Here is a 13,185-nt window from a genome sequence, read left to right on the forward strand (position 1 = left end):
GACCTGCTCCCCGTTGATTAACACACCCTGATGTTAGTAATGTCTTCATAAGCCACATGAGGACATCCCCATGAAGAAGCGTTTTTCCGACGAACAGATCATCAGTATTCTTCGCGAAGCGGAAGGCGGGGTTTCTGCCCGTGAGCTCTGCCGTAAGCACGCCATTTCCGATGCCACTTTCTACACCTTGCGCAAGAAGTTTGGTGGCATGGAAGTTCCTGAGGTGAAGCGGCTTAAATCTCCTGAAGAGGATAACGCCCGCCTCAAGAAGCTGCTTGCCGAAGCCATGCTGGATAAGGAGGCACTTCAGGTGGCTCTGGGTCGAAAGTACTGACGACAGGCCAGAAGCTGGGAGGCCGTTGAGTTTATGTGTGATGCGACCGGTCTGTCGCAACGTCGTGCCTGCAGGCTTACAGGTTTGTCCCTGTCGACCTGCCGCTATGAGGCTCAGCGTCCTGCGGCTGATGCGCATTTATCTGTGCGCATCACTGAGCTGGCAATGGAGCGCAGGCGTTTTGGCTACCGACGCATCTGGCAGTTACTGCGCCGTGAAGGCTTTCAGGTTAATCACAAGCGCGTGTACCGCCTTTATCATCTGAGCGGGCTGAGCGTAAAACGCAGACGACGTCGTAAAGGGCTGGCAACAGAACGTCTGCCGCTGCTCCGCCCGGCGGCGTTCAACCTGACCTGGTCGATGGATTTCGTTATGGACGCGCTGGCCACCGGTCGCAGGATCAAGTGCCTGACCTGTGTGGACGACTTCACGAAGGAGTGACTGACAATTACCATCGCATTCGGGATTTCAGGCGTTCAGGTCACGCGTATTCTGGACAGCATTGTACTGTTTAGAGGTTATCCGGCGTCGATAAGAACTGACTTGGGGCAGGAGCTCACTTACCGCGCACTGGATCAATGGCCGATGAGCATGGTGTTGAGTTACGCTTAATCCAGCCCGGCAAACAAACACAGAACGGATCTATTGAGAGCTTTAACGGACGATTTCGCGATGAATGACTGAATGAGCACGGGTTCAGCGATATTCTTCATGCCCGGAAAATCATTAATGACTGGCGGCAGGACTATAACGAGTCCAGACCTCATTCATCGCTGAATTATCAGACGCCATCTGAATTTGCAGCAGGCTGGCGAAACGGGAAACTTGAAGAAAACCCACCGACATTACTAACTGAAGGTTGTATCTAATACTGGGGGCTGGTCAAAAATGCAGTTGATTGCTTAAGTAGCAAACGATAATCTTAAGTTTTTCTTAACTAAGGATTAAGCATGAGTACATGGACACAGGCCTATGAAAGCAGAGAGGATCTGAAATCATATGGGGATAATGGTTTAGCCTTATTTGCATTAGCACTGCATTTTCGAATCGATGACATTGATGGAGTTGCTGCAGAGTCTATCACTGACGGGCATGATGATAAAAAATGCGATCTTGTTTATATAAATGAAGAAGAAGAATTTGCCGTTCTCGCCCAATGCTACTTTTCAGGAAAAGATAGGCAAGAAGCTCCGGCAAATAAAGCCAGCGACCTCAATATCGCTTTAGCATGGCTTCTGCAAAGAGATTTAAGGGAGGTTCCTGAAAGAATAAATTCCTCAGCAAAACAGATTAGAGATTTAATAAGGCAGTCTAAAGTAAAAACTTTATATGTTTGGTATGTCCATAATTTGCCAGTTTCTAAAAATGTGAGTCAGGAGTTAGTAACGGTTCAGCAAACAGCAGATACTATTTTGAAGCATGACTTCAGTCATTCAAAAGTTCAGGTGCATGCGGTTGAAGTTGGTGCGGAAAAAATTACTGAGTGGTACAGTGAATCCCTATCTCCAATCTTAGTTGATGAAACTTTTAACATAAAAGTAAGTGATGGCGGTTATGAAATAAATGGAGGAGAGTGGTCTTCTTTTTGCACTACGATTCAAGGTAAGGATTTAGCGAGGGCATATAAAAAGCATAAGTTGAATATTTTCTCTGCAAATGTGAGAGATTATCTTGGATCAAGATCTACTGATTCCAATATTAATAATGGTATTAAAACTAGCGCAGAAAATTCAGCATCTGATTTTTGGGTTTTTAACAATGGAGTTACAATACTAGTACATGACTATAACTATATTGAAAAAAAACGCAACCTTGAGGTCAGAGGTATGTCTATCGTTAATGGCGCTCAAACAACAGGTGCTCTTGGATCTCTTGCTCGTTTACCAACAGAAGATGTTCGAGTTCAGGCCAGATTTATAAAAGTAAGAGATGGAGATGCTGATTTAATTCAAAATATTATTCAATATAATAACAGCCAGAATAAAGTTGAAGCATCTGATTTTAGAAGCACAGATAAAATACAAAAGCGCTTGAAGGTTGAGTTTTCTTCTATTCCAGATGCTGAGTATGAAGGCGGTCGCAGAGGCAGTGCCGAAAGTGTCATACGTAGGAAGCCAAATCTCTTACCATCATACACAGTTGGACAGGCTCTAATGAGTTTTCATGGAGAACCGACTATAGCATATAACCAAAGATCTGCTATTTGGACAAATGATTCCTATTACTCAAGAATATTTAATGACAGCACAAAAGCATCTCATATTGTTTGTGCATTTTCATTAATGAAATGTATAGTCAATAAAAAAATTCATTTAGGGAAAAAAGAAGTATTATCCAAAAACGATGCAGCTCAGTTAGAATATTTGAGATACAGGGGAGCGATCCCGTTGCTATGTTCTGCTATAACTGAATGTCTAGAGAGTTTTCTGGGGCGGCCCATACCTGACCTATTTAGAATTTCATTTGGAAATAATGAGTCGCCATCCAGTGCTGAGGTGATTTGGGAACCAATAGTAGATATTTGCTTGGCTTTAAGTAATCAACTTTTGCCAGCATTAATTGATGGCGGTTTAAAAAGCCCAACTAAAGTTAGGGAGTGTACTTCTAACTTCTCACAACTAATTGCTGCTACTGCACAGATGAATCGTCCAGTATATGAATTGTTTGAGAATAAGGTTAAACCAGCCTTCTAACTGTAAAAAAGCCTCATATGAGGCTTTTTTGTTAACTACAAGTAATAATGAGTATATGTGATAATCATAGCTTATTTCGTAAATCCGGCTTTATTTGTTAGCCCCACCAATCCATCATTTCTATTCTTTTATTTAAATATGTTGAACGATTGTATGCTCTACGAACTTCATTTTTATCGATATGTGCAAGTGCTGCTTCAATAACGTCAGGATTAAAACTCGCTTCATTTAGCGCTGTACTTGCTATAAAGCGCAGCCCATGAGCGACAAGTTTTCCGCCGTATCCAATGCGCTTCAGTGCGGCATTAGCAGTCTGGCTATTCATTGCTACTTTTGGATTATTGCGGCTGGGGAATACATGTTCACGATGAGCACTGATAGGCTTCATCACCTCCAAAATCTCAACTGCCTGAGATGATAGAGGAACAATGTGTTCACGTTTAGCCTTCATCCTCTCGGCAGGAATCGTCCAAAGTTTTGCATTGAGATCGATCTCTGCCCATTGAGCACCAGAAGCTTCAGAAGGGCGCGCAAGCGTCAAAAGCTGCCATTCAATCAGGCAGCGAGTGGGGACGGATAGATTCAACATCATTAGCGAACGCATAAGCTTCGGCAATTCTTCCGGTCGCAACGTTGGCACATTTTGCTTCTTAGGCTTTTCAAACGCCATTCCCACGCCCGAGGCAAGGTTAGCATCAATCAGTCCAGTATTGACCGCGTAAATCATAATCTCATTGATACGCTGTACTAAGCGACGAACGGTTTCAAGAGCACCACGGGCCTTAATGGGTTCTAACGCCTCAACCAGTTTACGTGCTTTGATTTCCTGCACAGGGATCTCACTAATGGCAGGGAAAACATCTTTCTCAAGAGAACGCCAGATATCTTTAGCGTAATCCGGTGTAATGCTGGCCTGCTTTAAAGCTAGCCAGTTAGCGGCCACGGTCGAGAAAATACTATCTAAAGCAATTTGCTGCTGTTCTGTGACCTGTTCGGCCTGAGTTTGTGGGTCAGTCAATGCCACTAGCTAACAACGAGAGGTATTCAGCGCGTAGGCGTCGGGCATCAGCCAGCGACAGAGCAGGGAAGGCACCGAGGCCCATCATGGTACGCCGTTTTGTCGCTGGCCTTTGATAGCGGAAACGCCAAAGCTTCTTTCCGGTAGTTTTCACAACCATAAAAAGTCCGTCTCCATCATGTAGCGTCAAATCTTTATCAATGGCTTTGGAGCGAATAACTTCTGTGTTTGTGAGTGGGCGCGTAGTCCTTGCCATGAGGGGCTTTCCTGCCTGAATTGGTATACGTTATTGGCATACATCTTCACGTATACCAATAATCACTGGATTTCCCGGATTTGCTCGGTCGATTACAAACACAAAAAAGCCCGCAAGGCTTTCACCTTGCGGGCTTTCAGGACTTCAGCGGACAATTCTGGTATCGCCGCGAAAGAATTTTGGTGGAGCTGGCGGGAGTTGAACCCGCGTCCGAAATTACTACATAGTATTTTTATTTTACCAAAAACAATGATTTGCAATTTAAATCATGGTGTTAGTGTTATCTTGTTTTTATCGGTTTTAAAGGTTTTTAATGTTCTGCCGCCAAAGTGTCGCCATTACTTCTTGTCTTTAATAACGTCATACTCTAGCAAGTTGTCCACACATTTTTCGAGTTTGTAGAAGTCGGTTAGAGGGTAGAGGTGTACAATGCTGTCGTCAAAATTTTTGAGCCCTGAAAGACGTTCAGTTCTTCTTAAAAATCTGGATGCTGACTTTACTCTATCTCTTTCATCTGGCTCGCATGAGTAATCAAGTGTTTTAAGAACTTGCCATGATACGGGAGGGGTGAGCTTAAACATTCTAATCAATTTGGGACAAAAATCCTTTGAAATAGTTTGTTGATATGTAACTTTTGGAGGAAGTACAACATTGATAGACTTGTCCCCATTATTTGTTTTAATCATTTTTGTAGATCTGTAAGCGATGCCCACAATGTTTGATTTTCCCCGGCGACTAATCCATTGCATCAATAAATTAGGAATAATGTACTCTTGAGTAAAGGACGTGCTGTTGTTCTTTTTCCTAAAGTTACAAGCATAAATCAAAGGCATCAAGCAAATATATGACATTTTTGTAAGGTAAGTCATTTCATCGTCATTAACAATGTCATAAAAACGTGAGTAAAGTATTTCAGAAGTGAAATCCAAAATTTTAGATTCCTCTTCATCAGATGAGTATGAAGAAATATATAACTTATCAAAATCTGGTTTATCCATTTCCAGCCAGCAGACATACAAAGAAGAACCAAGATATAAGCATGGCAAGCCCGCGACAGAGTATCTTTGCGCATTAACTAAATGCCGCATGGAAAATGGGATGTGAAACATCTCTTTTCTATCTTTTATTGAAGTGTCAGATTTCCTTACCCGAAAGAGAGGCTTGGATTCGTTGCATATCTTATTTAGTGGCGTAGATATATTATGGATATAGCGATATGTTGCGGAGTCAGAAAATGTCGTGTCAAAACTATCATATGCGGATTTAATATCGCCAGATAAAAAATATGTTAAGGAGTCGACGAGGCCAAAATAAATTTCGGTTATTTTTTCTAATCGCCTGTTAATTCTTTTGGATAACTCGGTGTCATTATCATCAATATAGTCATTTAAGAGGTTGAAATAAACTTCGCATTTTTCTTTAAGGTCGCTAATAATGTCGGATTCAACCGTAAATGGTAAATTTAAACTTTCTTCATTGACTATGATTGAAAAAATTTCATTTAAACCGTCCGATAGGCTCTCACGTTCCATATCTCACCCTTAAGAATAATTTAATGCGTATAATGGATTCTTTGTCACCGCATCCTCAAGATGGTCTGGCGCAAAGTGGGAATAGATCATTGTCATTTTTATATCAACGTGACCGAGGATGTCGCGCAAAACCAAGATGTTTCCACCATTCATCATAAAATGGCTGGCAAAGGTATGTCTCAGAACGTGAGTACATTGCCCCTCTGGAAGCGTGAGCCCGGCTCGTTTTGTTGCTCGTTCAAAGGCTTTACGGCATGGCGAAAATAAACGGCCTCTTGTTTTGGGTATCTCGTCATACAAATCCTCTGAGATAGGTACGGTCCTGTTTCGCTTTCCTTTGGTTTTTGTATAAGTAATTCGGTATTTAGTTACCTGATGCCCCTGCAGATTCTCGGCTTCACTCCATCGCGCACCGGTGGCAAGGCAGATTTTTGCTATCAATAAAAGGTTCGGGCTAAGAGAATCAGCGCAGGCATCTAGCAACCGCTTAATCTCAATAGGGGCTAGAAAGGCCAATTCACCCTCAGCAATACGAAAACGGGGAAGTCCTGCCAATGGATTTGGGGCTGACCAGTGGCCGAGTTTTTTGAGCGTTCCAAAAACTGCAGAAAGATTGCTTTGTTCTAAATTTACAGTACGAGGTTTAACCGCTGGCAAAAAACCACCTGATTCATTTCTGACCTCTCCCTTTAAGCGGGCTTCGCGATATTTAGTAAAGTCACCGGCAGTAAGTTCGGAGGCTATAGGATCCCCAAGGGCGTTACATATGATATTTAACTTAGCCTGCATCCTTTTTGGGTCTGCCAATGTTTGCCCGTAGAGCGAATGCCACTGTTGAATCAGCTCTGATAAATTCCTCCTGTCATCCTTCTCACCCAACCAGGGTTTTTTGTTAACTTCATCCATTGTGAAGTTTTCGAATGCTATAGCCTCGCCTTTCGTCGCAAATTGCTTACGCACACGCTTACCATTACGCCCACTTGGGTAGCACTCGCACAACCATTTTCCGTTAGGCTGCTTTCTAATAGTCATATGTTATAGGCTCTTGATAACTTTGACTGCGCGACCAATGACTTCAACATCATCAACTGAGCACTCAAATGATGCTTCTTCATGGTTAACCACAATCCTGTTACCAGGGATGCGTGAAATTTTGACGAAGCTTTTCACACCATCGATATCTACCAGCCAAAAGCCATTGCTGATCTGTTTTACGGAGATATCAACAATAAAACTATCAGTAGGTGTTTTTACGAACAAAGAATTTGAAGACTCACCCTCTAACAATCTGCTATCCAGAAGCATTTCATCATTTGACTGCAGTTCACCATTCTTTAACTCCGCATGTTTGATGCTGGGAGCTACGATTTTAGAAAGTGGTCTTACTGTGACTGCAGTTTCCTTTTTGTGATTTTTTTCTTCACTGTCATTCGTATACATTTCACCCTGACCAGTAGCTAGCCATAAAAGCGAAACTCCAGTTTCAAGAGCACATTGGATAACCCATTCAGCGGGGAAGCTATCCCTTAAGTATCTGTTTGCCATAGTGCTTTTTGATACGGATAGGTGCTCACACAACTGTTGTCGGGAGCTAAAATTGTAGGCCTTGATAAGTCTATTTATCGCATCACGCCCGCCACTATCGTTACCAGCCTTGATTAAACTCATAATCAAACCCCTTGACGCATATAAAAAGTGATCTTAATATCCACTCAAGTTTTGAAAAACAAACTTAAACCATATAAAACGAGATGAAACGAAACTAAACTAAGAGATACTGCACTATGAGCACTGAGATTTCAATTCGTGTACCAAAAGTGATAGCTACTCCGGCTGAGTTCGCTGAATGGGAGGGGTACTCCCGCGGATCGGTTTATCAGATGATTCATAACGGTAAACTGGCTAACTACATTGAAAAGAAAGATAAAAATAAAAGTCGCGTATCCATTCTTTACCTCAAATACAAAAAGGACCAGGCGATCAAAAACATGGACAAGTCTGCATTCAATTACAACGTTGTAGTTGGTTGTTAAGTTCGATTATGTGAACTTTAGAGGGATTAATCATGTTTGATTTTCGTGTGTCCACACATAACCACTTTGACGAGGCCTGCCGACGGTTTGCCCTGTCTCACAACATTAAAGAACTGGCACAGGCTGCAGGAATGAACGCACAGACCCTGCGTAATAAGCTGAACCCTGAGCAGGCGCACGAGTTGACCGTTAAAGAAATGATTTTACTCAATGACCTGACCGAGGACCCGACCTTAATGGACGGGGCGCTGGCACAGCAGCATTGTTTACCTTGTGTACCGATAAACGAGTACGCCGAAGAAAAGCTGTCAGCCTATGTGTTGAAGGCAACGGCAGAAGTAGGACAGCTGGCAGCCGGTGCAATGAATCAGGATGCGTTGAGCACTTCCTGCCGCCGCAGCCTTTTGCAGAGCGTCAACTCTGGCATTCGCTGTCTGACTCTCGCGGCAATCGCTGTGCAGGCCCGCATTCATTCCAATCCCACTATGGCATCAACCGTAGACGCGATCAGCGGCCTCGGCGCATCCATTGGCCTGAGTTGAGGGACTGATAATGATTTCACTGGCATCATTTCTTAAGCGTCAAAGCCCGTCCGTAGCCTACAGCAACGGCTGGATCATGGGTGAGAACGGCAAGCCATGGCATCCGTGCAACAGCCAAAAGCAACTGCTACAGGGGCTGACCAGCAAGCGCAAACCCGCCGGTTTCATGGCGCGTTTATTCAGGGGGTAACATGCAGCGAGTAACAGGCAACACAACCGCACAGCAAGGCCCGGCATCTTTTGCCAAAACTCATTCAACGGGCAATCGTGCTGATGCTGTTAACAAAATGTCGTTTGATGAGTTTCGGAAAAGCTGGCGGCAGCAGCGTGACAATAACGCAAACCCGTCACTGCGCTATTTCAACCATCAGAATGACGAGTTTAAATTTTGCGTGTTAACCCTGGCTAACCGCGAAAATCCTAAAACATTTTCACAGGAGGAAATCGGAAAGCCTTTTGAATACTTCGAAGAATACCGCCGTGAATTAATCATCATGGCGATGAATAAAATGGCGCGCTGGGGAAATATTCTGCCCCGACAGTTTTCTACCGCAGACTGTTTTTTACCTGAGTAAATAAGACTCAAAAAATTAATGGCGTAAACCCGCCGGGCATTCCTTTGCCCTGAATCTGGAGATTAGAAACATGAGAAATACCGAAACCAGTAATTTTGAAGCCGACGCAGACACGCTAAACGCACTGCTGAGCAAAGCCAGAACAGAACAGCGCAGCGATGATGCGCTGGCCGCGTCAATTCGCATTGCGTCGCTGGTCATCCATGCCCGCAAGCACGAAATGACAGCGCCGGAAATCATTGAGCTGCTGGATAAAGAGTCAGAGCGTTTTGAGCATCAGGCGCGGGAGCTGCACTAATGGCCGATTCAATGGATTTAGTCCAGGCGCGCGTTGAGGAAGAACTGCAGCGCAATCTCGCTAACGCACTTCGCCAGCCCGCCGGGGCTGGTGAGTTCTTTTGCCTAGCCTGCGATGAGGCGATACCAGTTGCCCGTCGCCGCGCCGTGCAGGGCGTTACTCACTGCGTAACCTGTCAGGAAATTATCGAGCTGAAAAGCACCCATTACAAAGGCGGAGCCATATGAAAACAGTGTTTGTTGTTGATAAAAAACCTGTATCCGTTAATTACATCCCTAAAGAGCTAAACGGAACCGTAAATTTAATTTGCGAACGTGAAGTTATTAAGCGTACCCAAAAAGGCTTTCGCCTTCGCGTCAGTTATGCACCTGACAACGGCTCCATGTATTTGGATGAACATTATGAGTTTTTCACAACTTATAGTGATGCTCTGCGTTTCATAGCAAAAGAATGCAACAGCCTAGCTGACGAGCTACAGCGCAAAAAAGAGGCCGCCATAATTTTGCTTTGTCATGCCCACAATGAATTAAAAGCCAGTGGGGGTGCAGTATGAGCACCATTCTGAAATGGGCGGGCAACAAAACCCGCCTCATGCCTGAGCTGCTTAATCATCTGCCTCAGGGACTGCGCCTCGTTGAGCCGTTCGCCGGTTCCTGCGCGGTGATGATGGCAACGGATTACCCGGCTTATTTAGTGGCTGACGTTAATCCCGACCTGATTAATCTTTACCGCCAGATTAAAGACCACACCCGCCCCTTTATTGTGGTGGCGCTGAGTCTTTATTCACAAAACAAAACGGCAGAGGATTATTACCGCGTTCGTGAGGCGTTTAATCATGACCCAGCCCTGCCGCTGCTTGAGCGAGCCGCACATTTCCTTTACCTGAACCGCCACGGCTATCGCGGCCTTTGCCGCTATAACGGCAAGGGTGAGTTTAATATTCCTTACGGAAACTATTCTGAACCCTATTTCCCGCTGGAAGAAATCGAAACGTTCGCAGCCAAAGCCCAGCGGGCAACGTTTATCTGCGCTGATTTCCGCGAAACGCTGAGCATGATACAGACCGGTGATGTGGTTTATTGCGATCCGCCCTATGACGGCACCTTTACCGGCTACCATACCGGTGGGTTTGATACCAATGCACAGTATAACCTTGCCAGCATGTTAACCAGCCTGTCAGAGCGTCACCCGGTCATCGCTTCAAACAGCGATACCGAATTTACACGCAGCCTTTATAACGCCTACGAGCTGACCAGCGTCAGGGCTGCGCGCTCGGTTGGCGTTGCTGCCGGTGATGGCAAAAGCGCGGCTGAAATCATCGTCGTTCGTCGTCCTGCCGCTGTCTGGGTTGGGATTGATATGGCTGCGAAAGAGGCAGCCACATGATGGAGCAGTACGCTTACCCGTGGAATGCGCCACGGGAAGCCATCGCCAGCCCTTATCCCACCTATGAGGAAATGCACAGCCGCAGTCAGATGATTGCGGCTTTAGTGCGTGCGCAGGAGCTGCTTGAGCAACAGCCGACGCTGATCCAGATTGACGTTAAGCGTCGCGTCAACGAGCTGGAAAAATCACAGGGCATTGCCCGCGCCAATGCGTACTTAACGAAAACCTTCGTCGAGCGCACATTGCCGCGTGTTGAATGCGTTAATGAGCAGTACCGGGTTAAGACTATGGACGCCAGCACCTTTAACCTGCTGGCGCAAAACGCTCCGAAAGAGAATGGCGCGGCGCTTGCCGGAGGCCAGCTATGGGAACTGATGAGGCGCTTTAACCGCCTGGCTGATATGTCGCGTGCCGATGTGGATCTGCTGGCCGGTGATATTGCCAGTTTTATCCTGGCCGAGCTGGTGCAGGCACATGCGCAGGCAGCTGATGAGTCAGATTATAAATACACGCACCGCGTCTACATGATGGCGGCGTCCATCACCCGGGAATTTAATCAGACGCCGCCACTGTGGGACAGGGTGACGTCCCGTTTCTTTGATCCCGAAGAAGTCACGCCCGCCGTGCTGCGTATGCAGACTGAAAAATGGTGGACGGGGAGGCTGCGCCGCGTGGCTGCGTCATGGCGGGAACACCTGCAGATTGCCCTGGCTAACGTCAGCAAAAAGCACACCCCCTACGCCAGCAGAATGACGGTTTCAGAATGGCGTGAACAGAAACGCCGCACCCGTGAGTTTTTAAAAGGCATGGAGCTGGAAGACGAGGAAGGCAACCGCATCAGCCTGATTGAGAAATTCGACGGCAGCGTGGCAAATCCGGCAATCCGTCGCTGTGAGCTGATGACCCGCATTCGCGGCTTTGAAAATATCTGTAATGAGCTGGGCTATGTCGGAGAGTTTTACACGCTGACCGCGCCGTCACGCTATCACGCCACAATCAAAACCGGCCATCGCAACCGCAAGTGGAATGGTGCCAGCCCGGCAGATACGCAGCGTTACCTCTGCAGCGTGTGGCAGCGCATCCGCGCAAAGCTGCACCGTGATGACATTCGAATCTTTGGCATTCGCGTTGCCGAACCCCACCACGACGCAACGCCCCACTGGCACATGCTGATGTTTATGCGCCCCGAAGATGCGGATCATGTGCGCCAGACAATCCGTGACTATGCCTTTCAGCAGGACAGCAACGAGCTGACCACGGATAAAGCCCGTAAAGCGCGCTTTCATGCCGAGGCCATAGATCCTGATAAGGGCAGTGCTACGGGCTACGTTGCTAAGTACATTTCAAAGAATATCGACGGCTACGCGCTGGATGGTGAGCTGGACGACGAAAGCGGTAAAGAGCTTAAGGAAACCGCGCCCGCTGTTTCTGCCTGGGCGGCACGCTGGCATATCCGACAGTTTCAGTTTGTCGGTGGTGCGCCGGTTACGGTTTACCGCGAGCTGCGCCGCATGGATGGCACCGAAACCGCCCACGGCCTCAGCGTTGAGTTTGCTGCTGCGCATGACGCGGCCGACGTGGGCGACTGGGCGGCATACGTTAACGCGCAGGGCGGCCCGTTCGTGCGTCGTGATGAGCTGGTCGTTCGTACATGGTACCAGTCGGGTGATGAGCTGAACGAATACGGCGAGGAAACGATACGTATCAAGGGCGTATACGCAACTGAGGTTGGCGCAGACACGCCGATTTTAACCCGTCTGGCACAGTGGAAGATTGTTCCGAAACGTGCCGTTGATTTTGGTTTTGACCTGCAGGGCGCGCCCGCGCCCTCTCGGAGTTCTGTCAATAACTGTACGGGGCGTTTGAGATCTGAGGATTCAAACCCGCCGGAAAGTGTGGAAAAAATTGATTTTGAAGGGATGAGCCGCAAGGAAAGGAGACGAATGTTGGTTAGGATTAAAGTCCATGAGCGAGAAATCACTGTTTTAAGGTCCGGTCTGCGCCACATGGAAAGCCAGGGTGAATGCAATGCGTTAAAGAAACTCACTGATTCTGCAAATTCGGCAGGGCTTAACCTTACGAAAGGGCAATTAAACATGCTAATGCGGGGCGATAGTCTGAGGCTGGATGGCTATATATTCTCAGCCACAAGCAGTGGGGAGCTGAGGCAGCGTAACGATTCAAGTACGGCACGCAAGGTATCTGATTTTTGGCAGCACATGAAGGAGCATCATAAAGTTGATAGCGCTGAAATCAGGCATGACCCGATTGGCCATTATGAAAAAATGCTGAAAGAGGCTGACCCGGCTGCATGGAAATGGATGTTTTCAAATAAAAATAAGAGTTAAGGATAAAGTCATCATTAAAAGCTTAACTTTGCTAAAAAAGCAGGCGGCCGCCCGCTAACTTGTTAGTAGGCTAAAGTGAAACGCAAAAAAAATGAGACTAAAGGTAAAAAAACATTTCACTTTCAGAATATCCTAATATACTGTATTTATGTACAGTTGTTTGCAGGGAG

13 protein-coding genes and 2 pseudogenes are annotated in these 13,185 nt (G+C 46.3%); 11 read left to right on the forward strand and 4 right to left on the reverse strand.

Annotated features, from left to right (window positions below; translation table 11 throughout):
• Positions 1 to 70: 70 nt before the first annotated feature.
• A pseudogene (locus AAIE03_RS02170) lies at positions 71 to 1,190 on the forward strand (IS3 family transposase).
• A gap of 94 nt (positions 1,191 to 1,284) precedes the next feature.
• A complete protein-coding gene (locus AAIE03_RS02175; RefSeq protein WP_028715531.1) occupies positions 1,285 to 3,027 on the forward strand; it encodes an AIPR family protein in 1,743 nt (580 codons plus the stop codon).
• Between the two features lie 97 nt (positions 3,028 to 3,124).
• Here AAIE03_RS02175 and AAIE03_RS02180 read toward each other — a convergent pair.
• The 4 genes and pseudogenes from AAIE03_RS02180 to AAIE03_RS02195 form a co-directional block, all read right to left on the reverse strand.
• Positions 3,125 to 4,301 (reverse strand): annotated as a pseudogene (locus AAIE03_RS02180) (integrase domain-containing protein).
• Positions 4,302 to 4,639: 338 nt separating this feature from the next.
• The gene (locus AAIE03_RS02185; RefSeq protein WP_498562727.1) at positions 4,640 to 5,833 is read right to left on the reverse strand and encodes a hypothetical protein; all 1,194 of its coding nucleotides are present in this window, start codon (positions 5,831 to 5,833) and stop codon (positions 4,640 to 4,642) included.
• A gap of 9 nt (positions 5,834 to 5,842) precedes the next feature.
• Positions 5,843 to 6,865 (reverse strand): site-specific integrase, encoded by a 1,023-nt coding sequence (locus AAIE03_RS02190; RefSeq protein WP_498562728.1) that lies wholly within the window; start codon positions 6,863 to 6,865, stop codon positions 5,843 to 5,845.
• A 3-nt stretch (positions 6,866 to 6,868) separates the two neighbouring features.
• Complete coding sequence (locus tag AAIE03_RS02195; protein WP_498562729.1) at positions 6,869 to 7,501, reverse strand: phage repressor protein CI; 633 nt, start codon at positions 7,499 to 7,501, stop codon at positions 6,869 to 6,871.
• 116 nt (positions 7,502 to 7,617) lie between these two features.
• Between AAIE03_RS02195 and AAIE03_RS02200 the strand changes: the two genes are divergently transcribed.
• The 9 genes from AAIE03_RS02200 to AAIE03_RS02240 all read left to right on the forward strand — a co-directional run bounded on the left by AAIE03_RS02200 (position 7,618) and on the right by AAIE03_RS02240 (position 13,015).
• Positions 7,618 to 7,866 (forward strand): Rha family transcriptional regulator, encoded by a 249-nt coding sequence (locus AAIE03_RS02200; RefSeq protein ID WP_498562730.1) that lies wholly within the window; start codon positions 7,618 to 7,620, stop codon positions 7,864 to 7,866.
• A gap of 32 nt (positions 7,867 to 7,898) precedes the next feature.
• A complete protein-coding gene (locus AAIE03_RS02205; RefSeq protein ID WP_498562731.1) occupies positions 7,899 to 8,408 on the forward strand; it encodes a phage regulatory CII family protein in 510 nt (169 codons plus the stop codon).
• A gap of 10 nt (positions 8,409 to 8,418) precedes the next feature.
• Positions 8,419 to 8,598 carry a phage filamentation protein Fil family protein gene (locus AAIE03_RS02210; RefSeq protein ID WP_498562732.1) on the forward strand — a complete coding sequence of 60 codons (180 nt, stop codon included), beginning with the start codon at positions 8,419 to 8,421 and terminating at the stop codon, positions 8,596 to 8,598.
• A gap of 1 nt (position 8,599) precedes the next feature.
• Positions 8,600 to 8,983: a hypothetical protein gene (locus tag AAIE03_RS02215; protein WP_498562733.1), complete on the forward strand. Its 384-nt coding sequence runs from the start codon at positions 8,600 to 8,602 to the stop codon at positions 8,981 to 8,983.
• A gap of 70 nt (positions 8,984 to 9,053) precedes the next feature.
• On the forward strand, positions 9,054 to 9,281 hold the full coding sequence (locus AAIE03_RS02220) for a DUF2732 family protein (RefSeq protein WP_498562734.1): 228 nt from the start codon (positions 9,054 to 9,056) through the stop codon (positions 9,279 to 9,281).
• On the forward strand, positions 9,281 to 9,508 hold the full coding sequence (locus AAIE03_RS02225) for a TraR/DksA family transcriptional regulator (RefSeq protein ID WP_498562735.1): 228 nt from the start codon (positions 9,281 to 9,283) through the stop codon (positions 9,506 to 9,508). The genes AAIE03_RS02220 and AAIE03_RS02225 overlap by 1 nt, the downstream gene beginning before the upstream one ends.
• Positions 9,505 to 9,834 carry a hypothetical protein gene (locus AAIE03_RS02230; protein WP_498562736.1) on the forward strand — a complete coding sequence of 110 codons (330 nt, stop codon included), beginning with the start codon at positions 9,505 to 9,507 and terminating at the stop codon, positions 9,832 to 9,834. Before AAIE03_RS02225 ends, AAIE03_RS02230 begins: the two co-directional genes overlap by 4 nt.
• Positions 9,831 to 10,667 (forward strand): DNA adenine methylase, encoded by an 837-nt coding sequence (locus AAIE03_RS02235; protein ID WP_498562737.1) that lies wholly within the window; start codon positions 9,831 to 9,833, stop codon positions 10,665 to 10,667. The genes AAIE03_RS02230 and AAIE03_RS02235 overlap by 4 nt, the downstream gene beginning before the upstream one ends.
• Positions 10,664 to 13,015: a replication endonuclease gene (locus AAIE03_RS02240; protein WP_498562738.1), complete on the forward strand. Its 2,352-nt coding sequence runs from the start codon at positions 10,664 to 10,666 to the stop codon at positions 13,013 to 13,015. The genes AAIE03_RS02235 and AAIE03_RS02240 overlap by 4 nt, the downstream gene beginning before the upstream one ends.
• The last annotated feature ends 170 nt before the right edge of the window (positions 13,016 to 13,185 follow it).

Source organism: Pantoea sp. Ae19-2 (assembly GCF_059801205.1).